This window comes from Psychrobacter sp. JB385 (assembly GCF_900163785.1).
Classification (GTDB): Bacteria; Pseudomonadota; Gammaproteobacteria; order Pseudomonadales; family Moraxellaceae; genus Psychrobacter.
Genome location: NZ_FUKN01000001.1, coordinates 153,425 through 179,033 on the forward strand (window position 1 = coordinate 153,425; position 25,609 = coordinate 179,033).

The 25,609-nt window shown below is 41.9% G+C and carries 28 protein-coding genes and 1 tRNA gene; 15 read left to right on the forward strand and 14 right to left on the reverse strand.

All coding sequences use genetic code 11. The features are described from left to right. Positions 1–27 precede the first annotated feature (27 nt). Positions 28–960 (reverse strand): hydrogen peroxide-inducible genes activator, encoded by a 933-nt coding sequence (locus tag CZ794_RS00610; RefSeq protein ID WP_087039717.1) that lies wholly within the window; start codon positions 958–960, stop codon positions 28–30. A 329-nt stretch (positions 961–1,289) separates the two neighbouring features. On the opposite strand from CZ794_RS00610, the gene ahpC reads away from it, so the two are divergent. After that, positions 1,290–1,856, forward strand: a complete 567-nt coding sequence (gene ahpC, locus CZ794_RS00615) for an alkyl hydroperoxide reductase subunit C (RefSeq protein WP_057761534.1) — start codon at positions 1,290–1,292, stop codon at positions 1,854–1,856. A gap of 147 nt (positions 1,857–2,003) precedes the next feature. Here the strand turns inward: ahpC and CZ794_RS00620 are convergent, their stop codons facing one another. Then, positions 2,004–2,255 (reverse strand): YdcH family protein, encoded by a 252-nt coding sequence (locus tag CZ794_RS00620; protein ID WP_087039718.1) that lies wholly within the window; start codon positions 2,253–2,255, stop codon positions 2,004–2,006. A 466-nt stretch (positions 2,256–2,721) separates the two neighbouring features. Here CZ794_RS00620 and ahpF point away from each other — a divergent pair, with 466 nt between their 5' ends. Continuing rightward, entirely contained in the window at positions 2,722–4,299 is a 1,578-nt protein-coding gene (ahpF, locus tag CZ794_RS00625; RefSeq protein WP_087039719.1) for an alkyl hydroperoxide reductase subunit F, read from the forward strand. A 59-nt stretch (positions 4,300–4,358) separates the two neighbouring features. Here ahpF and CZ794_RS00630 read toward each other — a convergent pair whose 3' ends face one another. Continuing rightward, the gene (locus tag CZ794_RS00630) at positions 4,359–5,222 is read right to left on the reverse strand and encodes a bile acid:sodium symporter family protein (RefSeq protein ID WP_087039720.1); all 864 of its coding nucleotides are present in this window, start codon (positions 5,220–5,222) and stop codon (positions 4,359–4,361) included. Between the two features lie 362 nt (positions 5,223–5,584). After that, positions 5,585–6,328: a glutathione S-transferase family protein gene (locus CZ794_RS00635; protein WP_087039721.1), complete on the reverse strand. Its 744-nt coding sequence runs from the start codon at positions 6,326–6,328 to the stop codon at positions 5,585–5,587. 327 nt (positions 6,329–6,655) lie between these two features. Here CZ794_RS00635 and CZ794_RS00640 point away from each other — a divergent pair, with 327 nt between their 5' ends. Further along, positions 6,656–8,869 (forward strand): tetratricopeptide repeat protein, encoded by a 2,214-nt coding sequence (locus CZ794_RS00640; protein WP_087039722.1) that lies wholly within the window; start codon positions 6,656–6,658, stop codon positions 8,867–8,869. A gap of 97 nt (positions 8,870–8,966) precedes the next feature. On the opposite strand, the gene CZ794_RS00645 is transcribed toward CZ794_RS00640, so the two are convergent. From CZ794_RS00645 to CZ794_RS00660, 4 genes are all read right to left on the reverse strand, one after another. Beyond that, positions 8,967–9,299 carry a TIGR01244 family sulfur transferase gene (locus CZ794_RS00645; protein WP_087039723.1) on the reverse strand — a complete coding sequence of 111 codons (333 nt, stop codon included), beginning with the start codon at positions 9,297–9,299 and terminating at the stop codon, positions 8,967–8,969. Positions 9,300–9,597: 298 nt separating this feature from the next. Then, on the reverse strand, positions 9,598–9,924 hold the full coding sequence (locus tag CZ794_RS00650) for a beta-lactamase hydrolase domain-containing protein (protein WP_087039724.1): 327 nt from the start codon (positions 9,922–9,924) through the stop codon (positions 9,598–9,600). 225 nt (positions 9,925–10,149) lie between these two features. Further along, positions 10,150–11,859, reverse strand: a complete 1,710-nt coding sequence (locus tag CZ794_RS00655) for a SulP family inorganic anion transporter (RefSeq protein WP_087039725.1) — start codon at positions 11,857–11,859, stop codon at positions 10,150–10,152. 51 nt (positions 11,860–11,910) lie between these two features. After that, positions 11,911–12,201: a metalloregulator ArsR/SmtB family transcription factor gene (locus tag CZ794_RS00660; RefSeq protein WP_087039950.1), complete on the reverse strand. Its 291-nt coding sequence runs from the start codon at positions 12,199–12,201 to the stop codon at positions 11,911–11,913. 345 nt (positions 12,202–12,546) lie between these two features. On the opposite strand from CZ794_RS00660, the gene CZ794_RS00665 reads away from it, so the two are divergent. Together CZ794_RS00665 and trxC are read left to right on the forward strand one after the other, a co-directional pair. Continuing rightward, positions 12,547–13,413 carry an MBL fold metallo-hydrolase gene (locus CZ794_RS00665; RefSeq protein ID WP_087039726.1) on the forward strand — a complete coding sequence of 289 codons (867 nt, stop codon included), beginning with the start codon at positions 12,547–12,549 and terminating at the stop codon, positions 13,411–13,413. A gap of 48 nt (positions 13,414–13,461) precedes the next feature. After that, positions 13,462–13,899, forward strand: a complete 438-nt coding sequence (trxC, locus tag CZ794_RS00670; protein ID WP_087039727.1) for a thioredoxin TrxC — start codon at positions 13,462–13,464, stop codon at positions 13,897–13,899. Between the two features lie 206 nt (positions 13,900–14,105). On the opposite strand, the gene CZ794_RS00675 is transcribed toward trxC, so the two are convergent. From CZ794_RS00675 to CZ794_RS00690, 4 genes are all read right to left on the reverse strand, one after another. After that, positions 14,106–14,507, reverse strand: a complete 402-nt coding sequence (locus tag CZ794_RS00675) for a hypothetical protein (RefSeq protein WP_062845396.1) — start codon at positions 14,505–14,507, stop codon at positions 14,106–14,108. Between the two features lie 164 nt (positions 14,508–14,671). Then, positions 14,672–15,031, reverse strand: a complete 360-nt coding sequence (locus tag CZ794_RS00680) for a SirB2 family protein (RefSeq protein ID WP_087039728.1) — start codon at positions 15,029–15,031, stop codon at positions 14,672–14,674. A 90-nt stretch (positions 15,032–15,121) separates the two neighbouring features. After that, the gene (locus tag CZ794_RS00685) at positions 15,122–15,445 is read right to left on the reverse strand and encodes a BolA family transcriptional regulator (protein ID WP_087039729.1); all 324 of its coding nucleotides are present in this window, start codon (positions 15,443–15,445) and stop codon (positions 15,122–15,124) included. A gap of 202 nt (positions 15,446–15,647) precedes the next feature. After that, positions 15,648–16,460 carry a M48 family metallopeptidase gene (locus CZ794_RS00690; RefSeq protein WP_087039730.1) on the reverse strand — a complete coding sequence of 271 codons (813 nt, stop codon included), beginning with the start codon at positions 16,458–16,460 and terminating at the stop codon, positions 15,648–15,650. Between the two features lie 421 nt (positions 16,461–16,881). Between CZ794_RS00690 and CZ794_RS00695 the strand changes: the two genes are divergently transcribed. The 5 genes from CZ794_RS00695 (at position 16,882) to CZ794_RS00715 (ending at position 20,025) form a co-directional block, all read left to right on the forward strand. Then, a tRNA-Gly gene (locus CZ794_RS00695) sits at positions 16,882–16,956 on the forward strand. 845 nt (positions 16,957–17,801) lie between these two features. Continuing rightward, positions 17,802–18,161, forward strand: a complete 360-nt coding sequence (locus CZ794_RS00700) for a hypothetical protein (RefSeq protein ID WP_087039731.1) — start codon at positions 17,802–17,804, stop codon at positions 18,159–18,161. Between the two features lie 184 nt (positions 18,162–18,345). After that, positions 18,346–19,074, forward strand: a complete 729-nt coding sequence (locus CZ794_RS00705; protein WP_087039732.1) for a BLUF domain-containing protein — start codon at positions 18,346–18,348, stop codon at positions 19,072–19,074. Positions 19,075–19,078: 4 nt separating this feature from the next. Further along, complete coding sequence (locus CZ794_RS00710) at positions 19,079–19,612, forward strand: ATP/GTP-binding protein (protein ID WP_087039733.1); 534 nt, start codon at positions 19,079–19,081, stop codon at positions 19,610–19,612. A gap of 8 nt (positions 19,613–19,620) precedes the next feature. After that, the gene (locus CZ794_RS00715) at positions 19,621–20,025 is read left to right on the forward strand and encodes a hypothetical protein (RefSeq protein ID WP_143515683.1); all 405 of its coding nucleotides are present in this window, start codon (positions 19,621–19,623) and stop codon (positions 20,023–20,025) included. 86 nt (positions 20,026–20,111) lie between these two features. On the opposite strand, the gene CZ794_RS00720 is transcribed toward CZ794_RS00715, so the two are convergent. Next, positions 20,112–21,017 (reverse strand): LysR family transcriptional regulator, encoded by a 906-nt coding sequence (locus CZ794_RS00720; protein WP_087039735.1) that lies wholly within the window; start codon positions 21,015–21,017, stop codon positions 20,112–20,114. Between the two features lie 137 nt (positions 21,018–21,154). On the opposite strand from CZ794_RS00720, the gene CZ794_RS00725 reads away from it, so the two are divergent. The 3 genes from CZ794_RS00725 (at position 21,155) to CZ794_RS00740 (ending at position 23,037) form a co-directional block, all read left to right on the forward strand. Next, the gene (locus CZ794_RS00725; protein ID WP_087039736.1) at positions 21,155–21,556 is read left to right on the forward strand and encodes a DoxX family protein; all 402 of its coding nucleotides are present in this window, start codon (positions 21,155–21,157) and stop codon (positions 21,554–21,556) included. 184 nt (positions 21,557–21,740) lie between these two features. After that, entirely contained in the window at positions 21,741–22,295 is a 555-nt protein-coding gene (locus CZ794_RS00735; RefSeq protein WP_087039738.1) for an NAD(P)H-dependent oxidoreductase, read from the forward strand. After that, positions 22,285–23,037, forward strand: a complete 753-nt coding sequence (locus tag CZ794_RS00740) for a YoaK family protein (protein ID WP_087039739.1) — start codon at positions 22,285–22,287, stop codon at positions 23,035–23,037. The genes CZ794_RS00735 and CZ794_RS00740 overlap by 11 nt, the downstream gene beginning before the upstream one ends. Positions 23,038–23,190: 153 nt before the next feature. Here the strand turns inward: CZ794_RS00740 and CZ794_RS00745 are convergent, their stop codons facing one another. Beyond that, positions 23,191–23,511: a GNAT family N-acetyltransferase gene (locus tag CZ794_RS00745; protein ID WP_256958801.1), complete on the reverse strand. Its 321-nt coding sequence runs from the start codon at positions 23,509–23,511 to the stop codon at positions 23,191–23,193. Between the two features lie 288 nt (positions 23,512–23,799). Here CZ794_RS00745 and CZ794_RS00750 point away from each other — a divergent pair, with 288 nt between their 5' ends. Both CZ794_RS00750 and CZ794_RS00755 read left to right on the forward strand, forming a co-directional pair. Then, positions 23,800–24,513, forward strand: a complete 714-nt coding sequence (locus CZ794_RS00750) for a pirin family protein (RefSeq protein WP_087039741.1) — start codon at positions 23,800–23,802, stop codon at positions 24,511–24,513. 132 nt (positions 24,514–24,645) lie between these two features. Next, on the forward strand, positions 24,646–25,584 hold the full coding sequence (locus tag CZ794_RS00755) for a pirin family protein (protein WP_087039742.1): 939 nt from the start codon (positions 24,646–24,648) through the stop codon (positions 25,582–25,584). Positions 25,585–25,609 lie beyond the last annotated feature (25 nt).

A 25,609-nucleotide genomic window follows, 5' to 3' on the forward strand; every position in this document is an offset into this window, starting at 1 on the left:
ATTATGGTCGTACCTTTTTATGTAGGATCAACTATGTTTATCAGCATCTTTCGATCCGCTCTGAGCCGCATCTTCAAACGCTTGCTTAAATAACTTGCCCAATAGATTGACATCGTCGACACGCGCATAGTTTAGGCGAGTGACAAAGGCAATATGACGATGTGGCCCTTCTTCTGCCAATGGTACTGCAACGGCGTTTTGATCTTGTAAATGCAGCTGATCCAGTGCCATCTCAGGCACCAATGTCGTTCCCATATTGGCAAGTGCCATCTGGATAAGGGTATTGAGACTGGCATCTGAAAAACTGGATTTCATTTGTGTACGGTCGAAGTGGCAGACGGACAGCGTTTGGTCAGTTAGGCAATGCCCTTCACCCAATAGCATGAGATTGGCAGTGGCTAGCTCATCAGAATTGATGGTATCAAGTTTGGCATGCGCATCGTTTTTTGGAAAAACAGCAAAGAAATCTTCACTCCAAAACTCAAAACTGTGCAGGCCGTCTACTGCATACGGCAACGCAATGATAGCGGTATCAATATGACCATAACGCACTTGCTCAAGCAAACGCTCTGTTTGCTGCTCGACAATGCTCATACGAAACTCTGGATAATGAGTTCGTAGCGCAGGCAATACTTTTGGCAGTAAATAAGGAGCAATGGTTGGGATAATACCAACTGTCATGGGGTAGGCAAGCGCGGACTGATGGCTGTGCGCTCGTGTGGTCAAATCATTCACTTCAGAGAAGACCCGCTGCGCTCGGGCCAAAATATCTTCACCGATTGGCGTGATCAATACTTGCTTGTTATTACGCTCAAAAATCTGTGTATCCAGTTGTTTTTCTAACTCTGCAATACCCAAGCTCAGCGCAGACTGCGAGATATTACAGTCTTCAGCAGCACGTTTAAAATGTCGGTGTTTGGCCACGGCTAGAGCAAATTCAAGTTGACGTAAAGTAATCATAAGACCTCTTCTATTAATGGGCTTTCGGTGTAGTTTATGATATTGCTTGACTCGACACGATAGTTCGAGACCATTATTCGAAATCATTAGCTCTTCAGGTTCTTAATAAAACTGTCACTTATCTATAGTAAGCTGAGAATAAAAAGTAGAGAGAATAGTTTAACAAGTTTAATAAAACAAAACATCACATTAAAAAGTTTTAACTGGATTAACGATAGAATTCGCGTATAGTTTGTCAGGTAGCCCAGAACGTAGAAGGCTTAATAGAAAAACCAAACAACTATGTTCTATATTATGTTCCACTTAACTTAACAATAAAGGAGCCAATCATGGCGTCTATTATCAACCAAGAAATCCCAGAATTTTCAGCAGATGCGTATGTAAATGGTGAGTTCAAAACCATCACATCAGAAGATGTAAAAGGCAACTGGGCGATTTTCCTATTTTACCCAGCTGATTTCACGTTTGTTTGCCCAACTGAGCTAGAAGACATGGCTGCTCATTATGACGAGCTAAAAGGTTTGGGCGTAGAAGTATACTCAGTATCTACTGACACGCATTTCACGCACAAAGCATGGCATGATTCTTCAGAAGCGATCGGTAAAGTACAGTATCCAATGATCGGCGATCCTACTGGTAAAATCACTCGTGGCTTCAACGTCATGATTGAAGAAGCCGGTTTGGCTGAGCGCGGTACATTCTTAGTGGATCCTGATGGCTTGATTCAAGTCGCTGAAATCCATGCTGGCGGTATCGGCCGTAGTGCAAAAGACATGCTACGTAAAGTAAAAGCAGCTCAGTACGTTCGTGAAAACGACGGCGAAGTTTGCCCAGCAGCTTGGGAACAAGGCGGTGACACATTGAAGCCAAGTCTTGATCTTGTTGGTAAAATCTAATATTTAAACCATTATCTTATAAAGATAATTATTAAATATAGTAAAGGCTCTATCAGCAATGATAGAGCCTTTTTTTAATGGTCTCAATATGGTATGTAACGACAGGGTTTTATAACATTAACGTCGTATTCCAAAATTCAATATGGTTTACTCGCTCAAAGCGTGTGGTTTATTTTTCTCAATCACTCTATAAATCTCATCTTTGAGATGCAATTTTCGTCGCTTCATATGTTCTATTTCTTCTTCGCGACTGGCATGCTGTATCACGTCCTTCTCAAGCTGGTTGATTTGCTGATCCAGCTCAGTATGCTCATCAAAGATACTCGCAAAATGGCTGTCTTTTTGCTTGAGTTCAGCAATAATCTCTTTATTGTCTTGAAATGTTTCCGTCTTTCTCATCTGGTCATCCTTATTATGAGGCGCAAATTTGTGACAAGCGATCGCGCAGTATGGTTAAGATTCTAAGACTTAAATAGTATTAAGGCAGAAAACTATCTGACTCAATATCAGCAAAAAAACTTTTAAAGCGCACATACAAAAGCCAATTTGCTATCGGGGTAGTAAGGCAATTTTCCTGCTACCTTTATTCGATTGTAGCGAAAAAACACCCTTGATACTACGACAATAAATCGTCTGTAGGTTTGTATTTAATTTAATTATTTGATTTATGATTGGTTTTATAAAAGATAAGGTTTGAGTTTCTCAGCTTGCTCATGCTGCCAGAACCTATGATAATAGTGACATCAAAGGGCATTACTCCATTGTCCAAACCGTTTTAAATAAAATAACTCACATTGACTGATTAACATTTAAGTACGCAACGAGACAGTTGCCGTTACATATCCAGTAATAATAAGGAACAAATATGATAGATCAAGGTTTATTAGATGCGGTAAAGAGCTATAGCGAAAACATGACTCGTCCTATTACCTTTGTATTGGGTAGAGGTGAGCATGGTAAACGCGCTGAGCTCATTGATTTTTTGACCAAAATCGCAGGCACGACTGATAAAATTAATTTCGATGCAGAAGCGACTGATGACAGCTTGCCAAGCGCGATCAGTTTTAAAGTAGTAAGTCACATTGATGGCGCATCGACCGATACAGGTATCGTCTTTAGCGGTATTCCTGGCGGGCATGAGTTCACGTCATTGATTTTGGCAATCCTACAAGCGGGTGGTCATACGCTGAAATTGGACGAGGGTATCCAAAAGCTGGTCAAGCGCTTTAATAAGCCGTTACAGTTTCAGACCTACGTATCATTATCGTGCCATAGCTGCCCAGAAGTAGTACAAGCGTTGAATCAATTTGCGCTGTTAAACGATGGCATAAGCAATGAGATGATCGATGGCGCGCTATTCCAAGAGCAAGTAGAAGCAAACAAAATCCAAGGTGTACCGGCCGTATTCTTGAATGGTAAGCCGTTTGCTAATGGGTTAATCGACACGGCCAAACTGATTGGAAAATTACAAGAGCAGTTTCCTGATTTGTTGGCAGACGTGGAAGACGACGCTGAGCAATTAGAGCAGCAAGATGTCACTATCATCGGTGCAGGTCCTGCGGGCGTGGCAGCAGCTATTTATACCGCGCGTAAAGGTCTTAAAGTCACCATGGTCGCTGATCGCATCGGTGGACAGGTCAAAGACACGCAAGATATCGAAAACTTAATCTCTGTGCCTTTAACCAACGGTACTGATTTATCGACCAATTTCGTCAAGCATTTGGCTGAATACAATATCACGTTAAAAGAGCATGTGAGTGTCAAAGATATCGGCGAGACGGAAGAAGAAAACTACAGTATCAACCTAAATACTGGTGAGACGTTTGAGACGCGCAGTATTATCTTGGCGACAGGTGCCCAGTGGCGTAAGCTTGGCGTACCGGGCGAAGAAGAAAATATCGGTAAAGGCGTGGCGTTTTGTGCCCACTGTGACGGCCCATTCTTCAAGGGTAAAGACATCTCAGTCATTGGCGGTGGTAACTCAGGCGTTGAGGCTGCGCTAGATTTGGCTGGTATCGTCAAGCATGTCACGGTTTTAGAGTTCGCTGATGAGTTAAAAGCGGATCAAGTATTGATCAATAAAGCCAAAGAAAAATCCAATATCGAATTCATCACTGGTGCTGCGACTCAAGAGATCAAAGCGACTGATGGCAAAGTATCGTCCATCGTCTATCAAGATCGTAGCACGGGTGAGACGCATGAGCGTGATTTATCAGGCGTGTTTGTACAGATTGGTCTTGTGCCAAATACTGGATTTATCAAAGGCTTTGTCGATTTAAACCGCTTTGGTGAGATTGAGATCGATGAGCGCTGCCGTACTGATCGCAAAGGCATCTTTGCTTGTGGTGACGTGACTACCGTACCGTTTAAGCAAATCAATATTGCAATGGGTGAGGGTAGTAAAGCGGCATTGTCAGCATTTGAATATTTGGTTATGCAGTAAGTTATATAGCTTCAGATAAGAAAAAACCACCTCAAATGAGGTGGTTTTTTTTGGCACGATTATCCGCTCTTGTTTCGAATCAAAGCAATAACGGGTAACGCCACCACATACATCAAAACCCCATACACAGCAGCAGGTAGGGCAATGGCTGGCAGACCTGCTGCTGTACCCATAATAATGGGCGCAAGAGTAATGGCTGTCGTGCTGTTTTGAATACTGGTTTCTATCGAGATGGTTTTGGTATCGAACCAGCTCAGCTTAAATAACTGAGAGGTCAAAATACTTAAGACAAACAAGCCCATAATCATCAATATAAGCTCTACGCCAATATTGGCAAGTTGCGACTGTAGTAGTGCCCAATTAGAGGCAATAGCAGCAAAAACAATCAACACAAAGAAGATACTGGCTAAGCCGTTTAGAGTACCGCTTCTACGTATCATAAAGTTAGTGAACTTATAGCGCGCGAGCATACCCAGCGTAACAGGTAATGTCGTTAGTAAGAACATTACTAATCCAATTTTTACAGCGCTGATGGAGCCTGCTTGATCTTGCATAAAGTGGTCAAAGGCTACGGTGATAAAGATGGGCAACGTCAAGACTGATAACAAACTGACCACGCCTGTGAGTGCAACCGATAGCGCCACATTACCTTTGGCATAATAGGTGAGAATATTACTGGTGACACCGCCTGGACAAAAACTGATTAACATAATGCCAAAAGCCATGGCAGGTGGTGGCACCATGACCAGCACTACCACCAATGCGACTAATGGCACGAATATCACTTGATTGACCAAACCCACAAAAAACGCTTTGGGATGACTGGCGATTACCTTGAAGTCACTGGGTTTTAGCCCTGTGCCTAAAGTAAACATGATGTAGGCAAGTGCCAGTGGAAGTAAAGCGAGGGCCGTATTATCCATAAAACATTCCTTGTAAAATGACACTCCAGTTAGGACGATTTTTATATCGCTCACATTCCTTGTGACGATATTTTTTAGCAGCTATCTGTAAATTATCGGTAGGCTACCTCTAGGCTAGGTAAGGTTACAAAAGACGATAACATACGACAAGAAGGGTCTTCTAATACTAAAACTGTCGTAGTAGTCCATATTGCTATCGTTAATCCTAAATAAAAAGGTGCAACAATGATTATGGACTGCTAACGATAGATATACGTAGCTTCTGTTTGCGAAGGCATAGCAAAAAATTATAACGTTGACAGCACCGTATTTACTTTCTATGGGACTGACTATATCTCATCATTTATGATGTTTTTATCAGGTTAATTTGCCAATACGCCAGACAGCGAAATGATCTCACCTGACTCGTCCTCCGTGATAATCCGTGTCTCTTTTAAGGCAGATGTGATCCAAGCTTGTAGATGCAGATTATTGCGCATCGTTTGGCAGTATTGCTGAGTGGTTGGTTGTAATGCCAGTCCAGAAGCCTTGGCATAGGTTTGTAATCGCAGTACCACTGGTGCAAAGAAAGCATCGGCCACCGTAAAGCATCCAAATAGGTAGCTGTCTGATGAACGCTCTTGCAAGCAATCTGCAAAGATAGCCTCGATACGCGCAACATCAGCTAAGCAAGCGCTACTTAGCTGTATCTTTGCTGTTGCTCTGATATTCATTGGCATCTCATTACGAATACCCGTCAGTCCTGAATGCATCTCTGCCACGATACTTTGGCAGTAAGCGCTGTCTACTCTATGACGATTGTTGTCCTTATTTACCTCAGATTTAAGGTTTCCTGTCCAAATGTCTTTGTCTGTCAAAAAACTATTGGCATACATAGCAATCGCTAACGTGTCCCAAACCGTGACTTTTTGATCGCCTTCACCACTGACAAGGACAGGTACTTTACCCGTTGGTGCATGCGCTTCAAGTATGGGTAGTGCTGATTCATCAAACAGCTCAATGGACTGCTCTTCAAACTCAATCTCAAAGGCTTTCAAGAGTAGCCACGCACGTAGCGACCAAGAAGAGTAGTTTTTGTTGCCGATAATAAGTAAGGGCTTTGACATGATAGTGACCTGTAAACGGAGAAGAATAGAGGGTCAATACGTCAAGAGTTCGACATGTTAACTGATGCAAAATTCTGATGCTGCCTATGAGATATTCAAGGATTTATACTTATTTGTAAAGCAAACATTGTTTTAATCTTGGCAAACAGCCTGATGCGGTATTATTTGTAAGTTAGGAAGGTTGATTGAACCGATAGAAGGTGAAAAGTTAGGTTTTATATTTGCTTGGTATATCCTTGATCTATACTAAAACTAACATAATTTCGCAGCAATTTTTTTTGTTATGATAACCAGACAAATATGAGGCTAGATCAAGGCGTGCTGATAATGAAAAGTTCTGATTATTTATACACAGTGGAAGATTTGGCTCAGTTTATGGACATCTCTAAAAAGGCTGGAAATCCTTTTATATTTATTACAGGGGCGGGATGTTCGGTGACAGCAGATATTCCTTTAGCTAAAGAAATTGTGTCAGAGCTGAATGAAATTTTTGCTTTAGAATTAAAACCCTTATCTGATAAAGACCGTAAAGATTATGGTAAATGCATGGGACGTCTTGAGACTTCTAAACGTCGAGAATATCTACAAAACTACATTGGCAAAGCAAAAATTAATTGGGCGCATATCGCTTTGGCCTGCCTAATGAAAGAGGGATACATTCGCCGTGTCCTAACATTTAATTTTGATAATTTGTTGGCTCGTAGCTGCGGATTACTTGGGCAATATCCACCGACTTATGATTTCACTGCCGCTAACTTAAATCTGCATCGTCTGATTGATGATCCTGCTATCGTGCATTTACATGGACAGGGGCACGGTTTTGTCCAATTAAATACAGAATCTGAGACGGAAGAACATGCGGCGCGTCTCAAAGAATTTGTCGCTCATACTTTGAGTGAATCACCTACACTATTTATTGGCTATAGTGGCAGCAACGACGCATTTCTACCACAAATTGAAGAGCAGTTCAGTGATCAGCATCGGCTTTTTTGGGTCGATATGAATGATAAAGCACCAGAGCATCTACAACAAAAACTTTTAACATCGAGCCTAGCACATTATATGAGCTGTAAAAACGGTGCAGATTTATTCCTTATTGAATTAGCACAAAAGCTGGAGTGTTTTCCACCTACTATATTTGTTGACCCCTATCAACATGTGTTAGATGAGCTAGATGAAGTTGCAGATTATCCAGTGCTAAAGCATGATCACTTAGATGATAGAAAGGAAAGCCAGCTAACTCAATCTGATACCAGCACTCAAGATATTTTGCTAGAAACTAAAAATAGGCTCAAAGAAGTACAGCAGCAAGATAAAGAGAGAGAACATGATTTTTTACAGGAGTATTTGCAAGGTGATTATGAAGGAGCTGTAAAAGCGTTAGAAGAAAAGCAACAGCTCAATATTGAACAGTCTTTGTGGCTAGCACGTTCTTATCTTAGTCTAGCATTGGAAGAGCCGAACGAATTAGAAAAAATAAGAATATATGAAAAATTGATTGATAAGTTTAAGGAAAGTGTTGAAATAGACATACAAGAACAGGTTGGGAGTGCTCTTGTGAATAAAGCCGTCGCATTGGGTGAGCTTCAGCAGCCATATGATGAAATTAAGACCTATGATGAGCTTGTCACACGCTTTTCTGATAGTAATAATCTTGTTTTAAGAGAACATGTAGCAGTAGCATTGTTGAACAAAACCGTAGCACTCTATGAATTTGGACAGTTAGATAAGGCGGTTGAAGTTTGTGATGAGATCATCGCACGATTTTCTGATAGTGATGAAACTATTTTGCAAAAGCAAATAGCCAAAGCACTACTGAACAAAGCTGTTGCATTAGGGAGACTCAAACAATTGAATAAAGCTGTCGAAGTGTGTGATGAGCTTATCGTACGATTTTCTGATAGTGATGAGCTTACTTTCCAAGAACAGGTAGCAAAAGCAGCATTTAACAAAGCTGTTGCAACTGAAAAACTTGGGCAGTTAGATCAGGCTATTGAAATTTACGATGAGCTTATCGTACGATTTTCTGATAGTGATGAGCTTATTTTCCAAGAGCAAGTAGCAAAAGCGCTACTTAACAAAGGCAGTATACTTACCGAACTTGAGCAGTCAGATAAGTCTGTTCAGGTTTATAATGAACTTATTGCAAAATTTGGTGAGAGTAATGAAGTTGGTTTACAAGAATTATTGTCGGTAGCATTTAACAATATAGGCTATTTAAGGTTACTGGCGGCGAAGAAGCACTGGCAAAAAAATCCAAGTATTGCAAAGGATTATCTGGATACAGCACTAAAGTGCTTCTCGAAAGCTATAACAAAATCTTCAAGGGACGACCACGCTTTAATTTTAGGTAATTTAGCTTACACCGAATTTTTACAAGGAGATATGGCTGAATCTGAAATACTTTTACGTAAGGTGTTACAACAAGGTGGACAGTCTCTTTATAACCAAGTATTAGAAGATATTAATAAATACACAATAGATCCTGACATTAATTTTAAAACTTTACTAGAAAAACTTTGGAATGAAATAAATAAGTAAGTATAAAAATATTGCGTACTGCTTAAAGAAAACGCCCATCCAAATTTTGGACGGGCGTTTTCGTTTTTTAAGCCATTAAACATATGTTAGATTCGTATCAGTCGTCTAACATATCCATTCGCTTTGCAGCTTCATAGATACCGTTTGAGCGATTGCCTGTACGGCAAAAGATAAGCATCGGCTGCTCGGCTTGGTTAAAAAAGTCTGCAAATGCTTCAACGTGGGTTTGATTGAGCTCATTACCCGCAAATGATATTTCTTTATAAGCAAGGCCAGCTTCTTTAGCAGCCGCTTCAATCTCAGCGCTGGTCGGTTGATTTGGCTCTTCGCCATCTGGACGGTTATTGATGATGGTTTTAAAACCATTTTCGGCGATCATCGGTACTTGGTCTGGGGTGATTTGTCCAGTAAAACTGACTTGATGACTCATAAGTGATCCTTATTATTTTCTATAGTAGGAAAAGACAGTTGGTATAAAAGCACAATGTCTAAGCATAAGTTAAATGGGTCGCTTTCTAAAGGCAAAGAACGTAAACAACAGCAAACAATGTGACAGCTTTGACCGTAGCCTTTATACTCAACTTTTCTATATACAACCAAGATAAAAGTAGTACGTAAAATTATCATATTCTACCAAGATAAATATCGTTGCTGGCTGCTTGCAAGCATGACAGAGGCGACGCTGACAGTTACCTCAGTAGAACCGTATACTTTTTAAAATAGAATGATTATAGTAACCCTTGCATGAGCGCACTTTGATACAGTAATTTGGCGCGAGCACCGGTGCCACAAAACATCAAGATGGGTTTTGGCATCGAACGATAAAACGCGGCAAACTGCTCGACCGTCGCCATACTTAGACGCTCATCGTCAAATGGCAGATGATGGTAAGTCAAGTTGGCTTCTTTAGTGGCATGACTAAAGTCAACGCTATTTGGCTGAGTTTCTATTTCGGCATCAGGGCGTATGTTCAGTACGGAGCGATAGCCAAGTTCTGCAATTTTGAGACATTGGCTTGGATAAATTTGCTTGTAAATCGTTAAATTATCAGTCATAAGTAAGGTCAGTCGCGTGTATGAAAAGGCGTTTGACTTAAGAATGGGGAGTAGCCAATAGTATTTTTTGAGACTATTAGGTACTGCCTTTTAGTACAATTTTCTTAAGTCCATTATGTCTAAAGCTTATAAGGATTTAGCATAACACAGCTGGCAGGATATCGGTATTTTGTCACAGACAATAATAATTCTTAAGAATGTAACAACATGAGGTTAATAGAGGATCTAAGTGTCTTTAAGCGCATCCACCGCATCCATGGTACTCAAATACACATGGCCTGACAGCTCTGTAATAATGGGGGTATTTTCAATAATGTCCATCACAGGCCCCTTGATAAAACTAAAATTCAGATGCTTATGTTGATTCAGCAGCTCTTTATTGAGGCTGATGAGCATCTCTTGTCCTGTTAAGTCAATGTGATTGACCGCTGACATAATCAGCACAATCTCATGGGCGTCTGGATATTGATGAGTGGCTTGGACGACGCGGTGATGGACAGACTCACTATTACCAAAAAAGATACTCTCATCGATACGTAACATCAAAAGATTGCTAAAAGTCACCACGTTATGACGGTTGATGTTGCGAAAATGACCAGTGCCAGCCAACTGACCAACGATGGCAACGTGTGGCTTGCTTGATTGCCAAATCAAGCTTGCAAAAGACACCATAAGACCGATGACCAAACCTGTATTGAGACCAAATATCAATACTCCCACGAATGCTGACATAAAGCTTGCGGCATCTAGGCGATCACGTTGCCATGCTGCCTGCAACGTCGTTATATCAATCAGACTAATAATAGAAGCCATGATGGTCGCGCCCAATAAAGCATAGGGCAGCGGTGCGAGTGCATTACCAAAAGCAATCAAAGCGGCAATCATGACTAGCACTGTCACAAGACTTGCCACCGGAGTTTTGGCACCTGAATCTGAATTGATGGCCGTTCGTGAAAATCCGCCAGCGACGGCAAAGCTTTGAAAAAAACCGCCTGCCATGTTGGCCAGCCCCAAGCCTGTCAGCTCGCGATTGGCATCGAAGGACTCACCGCGCAGGCGCGCATAGTTGTTGGCAACCGAGCTGCTGGAAACAAAGATAATCAAGGCCATTAGCCCCGCCCCAGGTAACAAGTCGAGCACTTCATCGAAAGTTGGTACATACGGTAAAGTAAAAGTAGGGAGGCCTTGCGGAATACTACCGATAGTGGCCACACCTTTTGTAGTCCAATGTAGGCCGATGCTAAGAATAATGGCAACGACCAATAGAATGAGTGGGAATAAACGCTCAGCCCATTTGGCATAGGAGGAGGACAACCAAGATTGCCACACCCATCTACTGCCGTAGCGATTGGCAACCAACAGCATAAAAGCGATGATTCCAATCAGGAGGGTGAGCGGATGCAGCTGTCGCGCATACATCTGCATACTCGACAAATAACCGATTAAGCCGTTGCCAGCGATCGGAATTGCCGTCACGTATTTTAGCTGACTGATGAAAATCAATACAGCCGCCCCGCTAATAAAGCCAGCAGAGACCCCGCGACTGATGAATTGCATGATCCAGCCAAGCTTGAGCCGACCTGCCAACCACAATAGCGTACCGACCATCAATGACAGCAAACTTGCCATCAGTGCGTATTGCTGAACCCCTTGTGACGCGTAAGGGTGCAAGCTACTGGCAGTCATGATAGCAGTGATCGCAACTGGCCCGACTGCTTGAACGCTACTCGAACCGATCCAAGCATAAACAATCACCGGTACGATTGCCGCATACAACCCATAAACAGGTGGCAATCCTGCCAGTACTGCATAACCTAAGCTTTGTGGAATGACCAACACGCCAACCACCAAGCCTGCGATAATATCAGTTGGCAGGGTAGAGGGCTGGTACTGGCGCAACCAAGCAGGAATCAGACGAGCCAATATAGAAGGCATAATAATATGTCATCACAATAAAAAATGAATGACGCTCAGCCTATAAACAGACTATTCAGCTGTTTTGGCGCAAAAGCGTTCGTATAATAACTGTAGCACTGCAAACGCATCATCACTGGCGATGCTATAGTAAACCTGCTTACCATCGCGGCGAGTCTTGACCAGCTCATCTTTGCGTAAGATACCCAGCTGCTGGGACAAGCTTGGTTGACCAACACCGACTAAGGTCTCAAGCTCACTGACACAAAATTCACCTTGCGTCAGCTGACACAAGAGCAATAAGCGATCAGGGTGCGACAGCGATTTTAATAATTGGCTGGCTTGCATCGAGGCCTTGCGCATTTGTTCAGACAAATCTTTTGGGATGGTATCTGATGCGTTGATCAATACGTTATCACTAGTATCATTAGTGGATGTGCTCAATGCTGAAGTAGAAGTAGACAGAGTGAGCTCCTTATATAGAGTATAAAACGTCAGGTTATGAATAAAATATATTGAATTATCAATGATATTTGGCGTTACATCAAGTTATTGTTTTTTACATTATATAAATTGATAAAATGTTTATTGGTGGCTATATTGGTCTGTACAAAGAAAGAGCAGGGCAGAAAATCTTAATCCAAAGCCCATATCATACATAATACGCTCTTAAAAATTAATATATCGTTTAAAAGTAAAGAGGCTGTCATGCAAGTTCATTCTTTCTTACATAGTGACACAGAAACCTATACTCATGTACTCGCAGATACTCAGCAGCAAGTTTGTGCGCTTATCGATCCTGTATTGGATTTTGATGCAAAATCAGGGCATACCAGCTCTACGAGTGTGGATGAGGTTATCAATTTTGTACGTGAGCAAGGCTGGGCGCTGCTCTACATCATAGAAACCCATGCCCATGCTGATCATTTATCAGCCGCCATACATGTCAAAGCGTCACTCGGTGGACAACTGGTCATCGGTCAGCATATCACTGAAGTACAAAAAACATTCAAGCAAATTTTTAATTTTGATACCAGCTTTCGTACCGATGCGAGCCAATTTGATATTTTAACCAACGATGGTGATACATTAAAGGTTGGTGATATCCTCATCACGGTCATGCACGTGCCTGGACATACACAAGCTGATACTGCTTATATCGCGACTGATAAAGAAAAAACCGTGGTCTTCGTCGGAGACACTTTATTTGCCCCTGACGTCGGAACGGCTCGTTGTGATTTTCCAGGCGGCGATGCCAAAACCCTTTATCAATCTATCCAAAAGCTATTGTCACTGCCAGACGACACGATAATATATCTGTGTCATGACTATCCAAGTGCTGGTCGTAAGCACTGTCCAACGACCACGGTCGCTGCGCAAAAACTGGGGAATATTCATGTCAAAGATGGCATCAATGAAGCAGAGTTTGTACAGATGCGTGAGCGCCGCGATGCGACTTTGGAGATGCCCCGCCTGATTATTCCGGCGGTACAAGTCAATATTGATGCAGGTCATTTACCAAAGCCAGAGTCCAATGGGGTGCGCTATCTCAAAGTACCACTCAACGCCCTTTGATAGGATGTTTGGAGTCAATAGTCATGATATGTGTAGGAAAAACCCCCAATGAGTGAACAAAACGTACATCTGGTATGTCTACATTGCCAAGCAACCAATCGTATCCCTATGGCAAGACTCAGTGCGACACCAAATTGTGGTAAATGTGGTCAACCCTTACTGACAGGCAGTCCTCACGAGTTGAATGCACAAACAGTTAATAAGATCATTCAAAAAAATGAGGTGCTGACGGTCATCGATTTTTGGGCAAGCTGGTGTCAACCTTGTCTCATGATGGCACCGCAGTTCAAAGCCGCTGCCAGCCAATTGCCGCAAGTGGTGTTTGCCAAAATACAAACCGATAAATATGAGCAAGCCGCCGCACCTTATAATATTCGTAGCTTGCCGACTATGGTTGCTTTTAAACAGGGTAAAGAAGTCGCGCGACAGTCAGGCGCACTGCCTAGTGACCAAATCGTTCAATGGATACGCAGTCTGAGGGCTTAGGGTTATATTTATCCTTATAAACCTGAATACTATAAGCCTTGAATACTATAAGCCTTGAATACTATAAGCGTAGACAATAGCCATTAAAAAAGCCAATACACAATCGTTGTATTGGCTTTTTATATATCGGTTCTGCGGTAATAACAGCCAATAGCGCTTGAAATCTTATGGGAAAACGACGCTAGAGTGCCGCATGGTTATAGCAATTACTCACCATAAATCTTAATGCCATTGGCAAAGCTACAGCGTTGAATACGAGCAGATTGAACGATTGCATCGCGCTCACCGTATAGTCTTGATAGTTTGACATCGCGAGCTTTGGTATCGTTACTTTTGCCGACACCAAAGCTGATATTGGGTGAAATGCCCCAACGTCCTGCCGATACCCCAACGCCGACACCTGACGTCGATAGCGTCGAGCGCTCATTATTGGCATCCGCGACATAGCGATTGACGCGAGTGTATTCTTGGTTCAATGCTTGGCAATCATAGTTCTGATACGTACTAGGCGGCACGTATTGGGGCGTGACATTACCTGTAGACGCACAGCCAGAGAGACCGAAAACGCCAGCTATTGCCAGTAATGCCCCTGTAGTAAGAGTTTTCATAGTGCCTCCATTAGGCTTTATGTGTGTTTGCATTCAGTTAAGACAGCAAAAATAATGTGATTAAGACATTGAGAATATATCGATTAGTCGGTGGTTTTCAATTCTATCAGTGTGACGATTTGTGCCGCTTTATGCTACCTCATCCTCAAAATACGGTTTGATTATCAAAATAAGTTTTCAGGTTTGGTAAAAGCCAATATCACGATTCCAATATATGCCACAGCGGCAATGAGAATACCTGTTTTTCTTTGACCAGCGGTGGCATGAGGGTTAAAGGCTTTTACACTAGCGCTAATCGCCGCAATGAGTAGAACGATTTTGGCAAACACCCATTGTATAGGCGCATTGGCACTCATCAACTGCATGAGCATGACTGCCCCTGAGACGATAACGAGCGCATAGACAATATGGTTGGCAATCTTGATTGCTCGCGGCGCTTGTCTGTTGGCACCCAAGACCAAAGCGCTTTGATATAAAAACAACACAATGGCCAGTACCGCCATGAGCATGTGTAAATGTTTCATTGAATAGAATTTCCTCTAAAAGTATGGTGTTCAAGCGTGGCGATAACGTCTTAGAATTATGTGGGTAAAACACCGTTTTTTAAGCTTTCTTTAAGCTTTGTTTTGTCCTGCGCATAATGGACTAATAGGGCTCTGACCTTGCCATTCTGTCGGCGTGTAGGCATGAATAGCTAAAGCATGCACCTGACCACCCTGTGATGTCAAAAGGGCGTTCACCAATCCATATACTAACTGATGACGAGCCACCAAGCGCTTGCCTTCAAACGCCTCGCTAACCACAGTCAGCTTAAAGTGACTCTCTTTACCTTCAAAATAACCAGCATGATTCATAGATTCATTCATCAGCTCTATGTGCTGTGGTTGCAACGCTTGTAATTCAGCGTTAAGGGCATCGGCAGTTGGCGTGGTACTCATAATGGTCCTTCAATATAGTTTGCTAAATAAGGTTAGACAATCTGTGATTGATATATGTCAGTTATTATAACAGACGTCTTACGTATTAGAAGGCGTTGTCATATCTGCTCTATTTTTGAGCGCACACAAGGCATAAAAAAACAGAGCACTATCTATAAATGGCGCTCTGCTAGCATTACTTGACAGTTTTTAAGGGTATCGATTAACGACGCGCCTTTTGATATAACGGCATCACTTTAGGCATGAGTGACTGCAAGTTGGCGATACGATTGCTGCTGGCAGGGTGAGTACTTAAGAACTCTGGTGGCTCGCCTTGGCTCGCGCGCTGCATTTTTTGCCACAAAGTCACAGCCGCTTGTGGGTTGTAGCCTGCACGTGCCATCAGCTCTAGACCGATTTGGTCTGCTTCCGCTTCTTGTGTACGGCTGTGAGGGCGACTTAAGCCCAAGTCACCTGCGACATTTGCCAAATCAGCTTGACCTTGTGATAAACCAAAGATACTTGCGGCAACACCGATACCTGTCTGTGTGGCGTACTGACGTGACAAACGTTCACGTGAGTGCTCACGCAGTGCATGTGACATCTCATGCCCCATGATCGCTGCAATCTCGTCATCAGTCAGATTCAAGCGATCAATGATGCCTGAATAGAACATAATCTTACCGCCTGGTAGTACAAACGCATTTAGCTCATTGGACTTGATGGTATGTACTTCCCATTGCCATTTTGCAGCATCTGGACGATAGACACCAACTTGACCAACCAAGCGATTGGCAATGTTTTTCAAACGATTGAGCTGGGCGGTGTTGGTATCGAGTACACGCTTGGCTCGGGCTTCTTGTATTGTCTTAGCATAGCTCTGTGCTGATAGTTGCAATACTTGCTCACTTGAAACCAATAGCAACTGCTGGCGATCTACGCCCACGGCGCCAGTGCCAGTTGTGCTCGAACACCCTGTTAATGTCAGCGCTGACAATGAGGCGGCCATAACAGTGGTGGTAACTAATCTTTTCATAATAAGAATCCTCGCTATAAATAATAAAATAAGTTAGACAAAAGATGATACAAGCAGTGGATAAAAAAGCAGTGTTTTATTAATGTTTTACCTGCGCTTAGCACTCTACCGATACCATAAAATTTTACCTCAACCGCTATTGCTCATAAGTATAATAATGTTAACAAGCCAAAACCAAGGCAGGAATAGTAACAACGCACCATAGGATTGTAAGTGAGAGATAATAACTTCATTAAAATGCAGTCTCTAATAGATGTCATTAAATCAATGGGTTATGCTGGATGCTCATATAAAGCAGTAATGATATCTAAAACATTTTAAATTAATTTTAAAAAAGGTGTTGACACCCTCAGAATATTTGATAGAATAGCCAGCCTATCGAGACGTAGTAGTTGTTAAAAACACTATGATTTGATATCAAGCGGGAATAGCTCAGTGGTAGAGCATAACCTTGCCAAGGTTGGGGTCGAGAGTTCGAATCTCTTTTCCCGCTCCAAATATGGCTTGAAAAAGCACTAAAATCCTCACTTCTTATATTAGAAGTGAGGATTTTTTTTGCGTAAAATTTGATTGAGCTTGATGAGTAAGTACGAAACCAGTGGCACAATTCTTTGCCTAATCTCTCTAGGTTATTTTCTCCTCACCATATTTATCAGGATTTTCTAAGTTTCATTCCTCTATTCAATGATTTTTCTCAATCCTATCTTTTCTCCGAAAACACCAAATTAGCAGTTGTTAGGTAGATATAAACTGTGTCTGCTTTATAGAAATAAAGTCATTCTGCAGAGCGCTACCTTTGCACTTTATCCTCAAAAATCATGCATCACACGACCAATTTGCTCATCATTCAAACCATCAATAAGTGCTTTTTTACAAGTAATTCACCGCCTATTTTTTGTCTGAGTTAGTCATAACTTATCATCATTATCTGTACGATATTGGCTAAAAAATAGCCTCTTTTAAAACTCAAAAAATTTGCTTTGTATAAGGTAAATCTAAATCACTATTGAAGATATTCGTAAGTTTCCTACTCAGTGGTTGTTATTTGTTCATGAGTGGTCGTGACCCTTCCGCTTTTACGCTATTAAATACAATATAATGACCGTAGCTACAATGAATACGTTTTATTTACGTGCACGATATATTTTTTGTACCAAAAAAAACAATTGAATAAGATTAATTCACTATTATGACTGGCTTACATTTGCAGTAATACTTTTAAGTATAGCTAATAGATACTTGCAAGATTTATTGGATTAGTACCGTGTCAAAATAGTGAAAGACGAGCGTATTCTTACAACAAAAATTTTATTCAAATACAAACCCACTAATAGGAAAGTTATGTCAAATATTAATGAAGCTTTAGAAGAATTGATGACCCTTGATGGCGCGATGGGCGGCTGTATTGTTGACTATATGTCAGGTATGGTATTGGGTATGACTGGCGGCGGTGTTGACTTAGAGTTGGCAGCAGCAGGTAACTCACAAGTGGTAAAGGCAAAAGTAGCTACCATGAAGTCGCTAGATATCAAAGGCGAAATTGAAGACATGTTGATTACGCTAGAGTCTCAATTACACATTATTCGTCCAACAGCCAAGCACGAAGATTTGTTTATTTACTTGGTACTTGATAAATCCAAAGCGAACTTGGCGCTAGCACGTCGTAAAGTACAAGCAGTAGAAAATAAACTAGAAGTATAATCTGCTGGACATTGTTTAAGCTCATGACGAGTCTGTCTAATGAGTACTCCTGATTATTCTCAAAGAAAAGCAGCAATGAAGGTCTATTTGTCATGTATCTATTATACCTGCATGACAATGACCTTACTATGGACAGCTATCGCCGTTTGGTTGCGCTTTAAATGTCTTATTAATTGGTGGCAAAATGAAATGTATTGCATATATCAGCAGAACACCTACAAGTGATCGTAGCGTTCGTATGCCTACTGGATTATCAGACATCATTAGCGTCTCTCGCAAGCATAATCCACAATCGCAAATCACTGGCATTATCTCCTATCGAGAAGGACAGTATCTGCAAATCATTGAAGGACCTCATGTTGAAGTTGACAAGTTGATGGCCAAAATAGCAGCCGATCCTAGGCATGAAGATCTTTGGATTTTTCTTGATGGACCTGTGGCAAAACGTAGCTTTGACAGTTGGGCAGTTAACGTATTTAATTTCGTCGATCAAAGCGTACTGTTCAATACTTTTATTGAAAATAATATCGGGGTTTTAACGGCTTTTGACGAAAATCAAAAGAGTCGCATTCAACCCTTTATCGATATAAAGCAATCTGACGCTGTGCTTGAAAAGCATTATGAAGATAAAGATCTTAGATTGTTGGCTTGGCCTGATTTGAACACAGTCAGCCAGCCTCAAATGGTGATGAATTTGTGCATTAAACTGACCAAAAAACCTTATCCATTTAATGCGTTGAGTAGTAGTGGTGAGTTTGGTACATCGCACCAAGTCACACAAATGATCAGGGCATTCGACCAATTGGGCATACTCAGTGTCACCGAGTCAGCGCCCGTTAAAGAACAAGTCGTTATTGAAAAAAAGCCTAATAAATTTTATGGTGCCATCAAAAAATTCTTAGGGATGAGGTAAAAAATTGAATTATCAAAAGCTAGCTATCATTGGTGAGGTAGGTGCCGGAAAGACACGTCTGGTCAAAACGTTAAGTGAAATCAGCCCTATCGAGACAGAAGCAAAATCCAGCATCGATATTGGTAAAGAGTTCACCACAGTGGGTATTGATTATGGGCGAATCACCCTCTCTGAGGATATGGCATTGGGTATTTATGGCGTCCCAGGTCAAGAACGTTTTTCTTTTTTGTGGGAGTTTGTCAATCAATCGCTATGGGGATTGCTTATTTTAATCAAGCATGGCGAGACACCTGACTATGCCAATTTAGACAAGCTACTGCATTTTTTTGCGCCAGAAAAAAACCAAACCACCTGTATCGTAGGTATCACCCATTGTGAAGGTGCTGATAAACAAAGCGTCGCCGCGCTCGGGCAAGAAATTAGAGTGATGCTGATGCAGCATAATGTGGTCGCACCCGTGATCAACACAGATCCTAGAAGCAAAGAGTCCGCTGTGTCTCTTCTGTCTTTATTCAATACTCTTAACAACCAAGATTGATGTTCGATATGACTACACCAAACGAAAAATCACCTGCAAAAATCGCATTGTTACGCCACATGAAAGCGCTATGTGAAGCCAACAGAGAAATCATATTGGCAAGCCTTTGTACGACAGATGGGTTTCCTATCAGCTGCTTTTCAATCAGCGATCTGAGTAATCAGGCTGATAAGTTTGCAGCGATGAGCAGTACGCTGTCTGCTCTCAGTGATTCATCTGCCACGCAAATGAAGCAGGGCAAATGCGACATTACGATTGTTGAAGCGACTTCTGGCAATATTTTATTTGTCAAAACAGACTATATCGGCAAACCCTGTGTATTGACAGTGGTTGCACAGAATAGAATGACCTTGGCAGAAGCCAGATATAAAACCAAAAAACTGATGGGTGAAATCTCAGCGATTACTGAGTAGAGTGAAATTATTGACAGTAGAGCGCTTCGTAGACTAGCTTCGACGCTATACTTTGTAAAAGAGTCACCTGACTCAATCAAATCCTATCAAAAATCATCCCAGTATGGATTTTCACCAAATCGCTCAGCAATATGATCAATCAGATAGCGACAGCGCTGTGATAAAAATCGATTCTTCGGATAAACAGCATAGGCGCTGAGTGTGGGCAGTTGATATTGCTGAAGAATAGGCAACAGATCGCCTTGTGCCAATCTCTGATAAGCAATAAAAGTTGGTATAAAAATAATACCATGACCTTTTACCGCCAGATCTAATAAGAATTCACCGTTAGTGGCTTTAATCCTAGCCTTAATCGTATGGCTGTGCTTTTTGCCTTGAGCGTCAGTCAGCTCAAGGTTGCTGGTTTTACCAAGACCATATTGCAAAAACTCATGACCTTCTAAGTCCTCTAACATTTTCGGCGTCCCCATTTTGTTTAAATAATCGGGACTGGCGCAGAGAGCATAACGAATCACCGCCAGACGCTTTGCTTGATAGCTTGAGTCTTGCAACTCCCTAATACGAATAGCCAACTCATATCCTTCCTCAATAAGATCAACGTGACGATCAGAGAAATTCAACTCAAAATCTAGATTGGGGTGTTGATTGGCATAGTCATCAATCACATCGTTCAGATGCATAAGGCCAAATGATAGGGGCGCTGTTATCTTTAGCGTACCCTCAATGCGCGTGGATGCGCCACTGGTTTGCTCGTTCATTGCATCAACAGCACTTAAGATATCGTTCACCTTTTGGTAATACTGCTCGCCCGCTTGGGTCAGGTGAGACTGCCGCGTGGTTCTGCTGATAAGCTGACTGCCCAAACGCGTTTCTAACTCTTTAAGACGACGGCTGACGGCAGATTTGGCAATATTTAACTGCTCGGCCGCTTTGGTGATACTGCCTGCTTCCACAATGCGCACAAACATTGCCATATCTTCTAACTGGCCCATCTTCATTACCTCATGATTGTTCTAAAATTAAGAACTTATATTTGTAATTATTGCTGTTTATCCATTTATAGTCAACGCTTACACTGGTGTCATTCTTTGTACACGAACCCTATCACACATATTTTTGGAGAATCATAATGGACAAATTACAATCATTGAGTGCCCCTATTGGTCGCTTGCTTCTATCGCTGATTTTTATTTTTTCAGGTTTTAATAAGATAACAGGATATGCAGCGACTCAAGGCTATATGGAGTCAATGGGCGTGCCAGGTATGCTGCTACCATTGGTCATTGCGCTTGAGCTGTTCGGTGGTATTGCGATCTTACTTGGGTTTAAAGCGCGTGTGATTGCGGTGTTGTTTGTGGGATTCAATATTGTCTCAGCGCTTTTGTTTCATCAGTTCTGGATTGATGCCTCGCAGATGAATCCATTTATGAAAAACATTGCCATCGCAGGTGGTTTTTTGATGATTTTTGCTCATGGCCCAGGTGCTTACTCGATGGATAATAGTCAGGCTCGCAAACGCTTAGTGCAGTAGTCTTAAATAAAAAAAGACACGACAATGATAACCTATGGCCAGCGATATATTTTCGTAGTTTCTGTCTGCGAAGGCATAACAAGCAACAAAATATGACGTTGGCAGCGCTGTCTTTATTTTGGATTGGCTATAATAATCCTCAAACAGTGCAACGAGCATTTTATCATCCTTATAAGGAGTCATCATGAGCGCACCAATAAAGATTGCCCTAATAATCGGCAGCTTGCGCAAGGCATCAATCAATCGCAAGTTTGCAGCATATATCTTGTCGCAAATGCCAAAGAATGTCATGGTTGAAGAGGTACATATTGCAGATTTGCCGCTTTATAATCAAGATTATGATGACACAACGATAGACAGCTATGAGCGTGTCCGTCAGCAATTAAAAGCCGCTGATGCAGTGCTGATTGTCACGCCAGAGCATAACCGTACGATGCCCGCTGCCCTAAAGAATGTGATCGATATTGCTTCGCGCCCTTATAAAGAGAGCGTTTGGCGCGATAAAAAAGTAGCCGTCGTGACAGCGTCACCAAGCAATTATGGCGGTATCAATAGCGGGCTTGATGTACACAAAAGCATGCAAATGTTATCTGCAAAAATGATGATTCATCCAGAGGTGTATCTGAGCCGCGCGACTGAAAGCTTAAACGACGACGGTAGTGTCACTGAACGAACCCAGCAATATCTGCAAAAATTCGTTGATGATTTGGTTGTATTTGTAGGAAGTCATGGTGCCTAACTCCGTATCTGACCAAAATAATAGTCTACATAGCACTCAAGGTAATGGGGTATTACCGCCAAGTTTTTGGCAACGCTACCGAGCACCTGTCTTGTTAACCATCGTTGGTGGCGCCATCGATACCATTGGTTTTATCGCCTTATTTGGGTTTTTTACAGCGCATGTCACAGGCAACTTGGTGATGGCAGGAAGTGGATTGGTCAAAGGTGAGGATGGCTTATGGATTAAGCTTGCAGCCTTACCACTGTTTGTATTGACAGTGATGGTGACCAAGACTTTTATTGATAAGAGTAAAAAACGAACATTGATATTAAGTCATTTGTTTCTTGCCGAAGCCTTTTTTTTGACCGCGTTTATGATTGCAGGTTTGTATTATCAACCCTTTGTAGGGGCGGGTAGTCTCATGGTCGCACTCACAGGTGGGCTTGGTTTGATTGCTCTAGCTATACGAAATACGGCAAGCAAGACGCTGATCAAACATATGAGCCCAACGGTACTCATGACAGGTAATACCACGCAGCTCGGTATCAATTTGACCGATTATGTCAACAATCGCACGCCTGAAAATGCCAAAAAACTGGGTCATAGCTCAGCATTGGTTTTTAGCTTTTTGATTGGGGCATTGGTCGGTGCGCTGTTATATCTTGAGCTGAGCTTTTGGGCAGTGGGATTGTTCGTATTACCCGTACTGTATTTGGCTGTCTTGGCACGTGATGAAGCGTTTTTGAGCCATGTTGGTTAGGGCGTTGCATGTCTCAATCCTTTGAAAGGCAAAACGATTATTTCAACAGTATTCGTTCAATAAAACGCCTTATTATCCAATAAAAAAGAAAAATTAAAAATAAGAACGCCGTGTCGCAAAGAGACGGCGTTTTTTTTGTCTCAATTAATTAGGTTAAGGAGTGGCGTTATGAAAGACAGAGTTGTCTTGGTATTGTGGGTGCTTGTCGATATAGGCGCTGACATACGGGCAGATAGGTTTTACCCTTAAATGCTTAGCAGCTGCATCATCTAAGATAGATTGAACCAGATAACCTGCAATACCTGGTCCGCTCAGCTCCTTTGCAACCTCAGTATGGAGATAGGCAATGCCTTTTTCGCCTTGACTGGTGGTAAAAAATTCATAATCTTCGAAGGCAATATATCCATCAACGTGGATCTCGAAACGCTTTTGTGCTGCATTGTCTATCAGCTCATGGCTCAATTCATTTGACATAGTCATATTCCTTTATATAGCTAAACGCAAGTCGGTTGATAATATTAAATTAACTGTCTGGCGACGTAATTGAACATATTCATTGAGCACGGTAACCGCATATACTGAATGCTCTTTATGATTATATTACGTTATATATAGACACATTGTTCTATAAATAAGAATAGTTATTTGCATTAATGCTTATTTATCTGTCTATAGTCAACAATTATAATAGATTCATTGTTTAGGCAAGGTCATTCATGAATTGTCCTAAAAGGTTAGATTACTGATAAATAAGGATATGTTATGAAAACTATCTATCATGCAGCAAATTCTCGTGGCGATGCCAATCATGGTTGGCTCAAAAGCAAGCACACTTTTAGTTTTGCCAATTATCACAATCCTGCACGTATGGGTTTTGGGGCTTTACGGGTCATCAATGACGACTTTGTCATTGGTGGTCAAGGCTTTGGTAAGCATTCACACCGCGACATGGAGATCATCAGCATTCCCTTGTCTGGCAAGCTTGGTCATGGTGACAACATCGGCAATGCAGGTATTATTGAGACAGGCGAAATTCAAGTGATGTCAGCAGGTACAGGCATCACTCATAGCGAAATGAATGGCGATGCCAACGAACCTGTGAAGTTTTTACAGATTTGGGTTATTCCTAACAAAATGAGTGTCAATCCTCGTTATCAGCAAATCCGTATGGATGACATCATGCAACCAAACGCGTTTAACCAAGTTCTGTCACCGAATGCGGATGATGCTGGCGTATGGATTCATCAAAACGCTTGGTTTAGCATGGGTGATTTTGATAAAGGTGTGACGCAGACTTATCATATAAAAGATGCAAATAACGGTGCTTATATTTTTGTCATCAGTGGTAAGGTAGTCATCAATGGTCAGGTTTTGAACGCCCGAGATGGTCTTGGTATGTCAGACACTGTCGACTTCACCATGGAAGTAGAAGAAGATGCCAATGTCTTAGTCATGGATGTGCCGATGTCGTTTTAGGTGGGTTAAGTGACCTTTAAAAGTGTTTTTTTAAAGTCATTTTTTTAAAGCTACTTTGCTCAAAGACACTTTCTGAGCGCTAGTAATTGAGCGCTATGACGCAAATACTCATTGCATATTGAGAGGTGAATAATGACGATTAAAACCCTAGAGCCAAGATTGGCAAGTGTTGGTGGTATTCCCATCGCGCGATTATTACCCAATAAAGGCAATCAGCCAATTGGTGCTTGGTGCTTTTTGGATCACGCTGGCCCTGCTGAGTTTGGTGATGATGAGTTAGGTATGCAAGTGGGTCGTCATCCGCACATCAATTTGCAAACCTTTAGCTGGATGCTAAATGGCGAAGTACTGCACAAAGACAGTTTGGGCAATGAGCAGGTCATCACCAAAAACCAAGTCAATGTCATGACCGCAGGTACAGGATTGACGCAAGGCATCAGCCATACCGAGCAAAGCGTCTTTCCAGACACGGGTGGCTCACCAGATGCCGCACGAGGTCTGAGTATGGTGCAGCTATGGATTGCGCTACCGACCGATCAAAAAATCGAGCGTAGCTTCCATCATTATCCCAAATTGCCTACGTGGCGTGAGGGTGGTGCCGAGATGATCCTCACCACAGGCAGTTATGTCAGTGTGACCGGTGAGCATTATCAAGCACCGACCATACAATACTCAAAAATGATCGGTATGGATGTAAATTTTCTAGAAGCGGGTGACGTCACGCTCAATCTAGAACCCAGCTTTGAGTATGGTATCTTGGTCACAGAAGGACACATCGAATCTGAAGGCAAAGTATGCGAAAAAGATCAATTGTTTCGCTTTCACGATTCAGATGTGGCCAACAACCGCAGTATCAAACTGTCGGCAAAAAAAGGCACTCGAGTGATGTTCATCGGTGGTGAGCCGCTCAGCAATCAGGTGCTACTATGGTGGAACTTTGTCGCCGATAACAAGCAGGAACTCGAACAATCTATTATTGATTGGAATAATGGTCATGAGCGGTTCGGAGAGGTTGATTCTATGATGAAGCGTCTACCTTCACCAGAGCTGCCTCAAGGCTTCAAAGGGTAGTATTACAAAGTAGTATCACAAATGG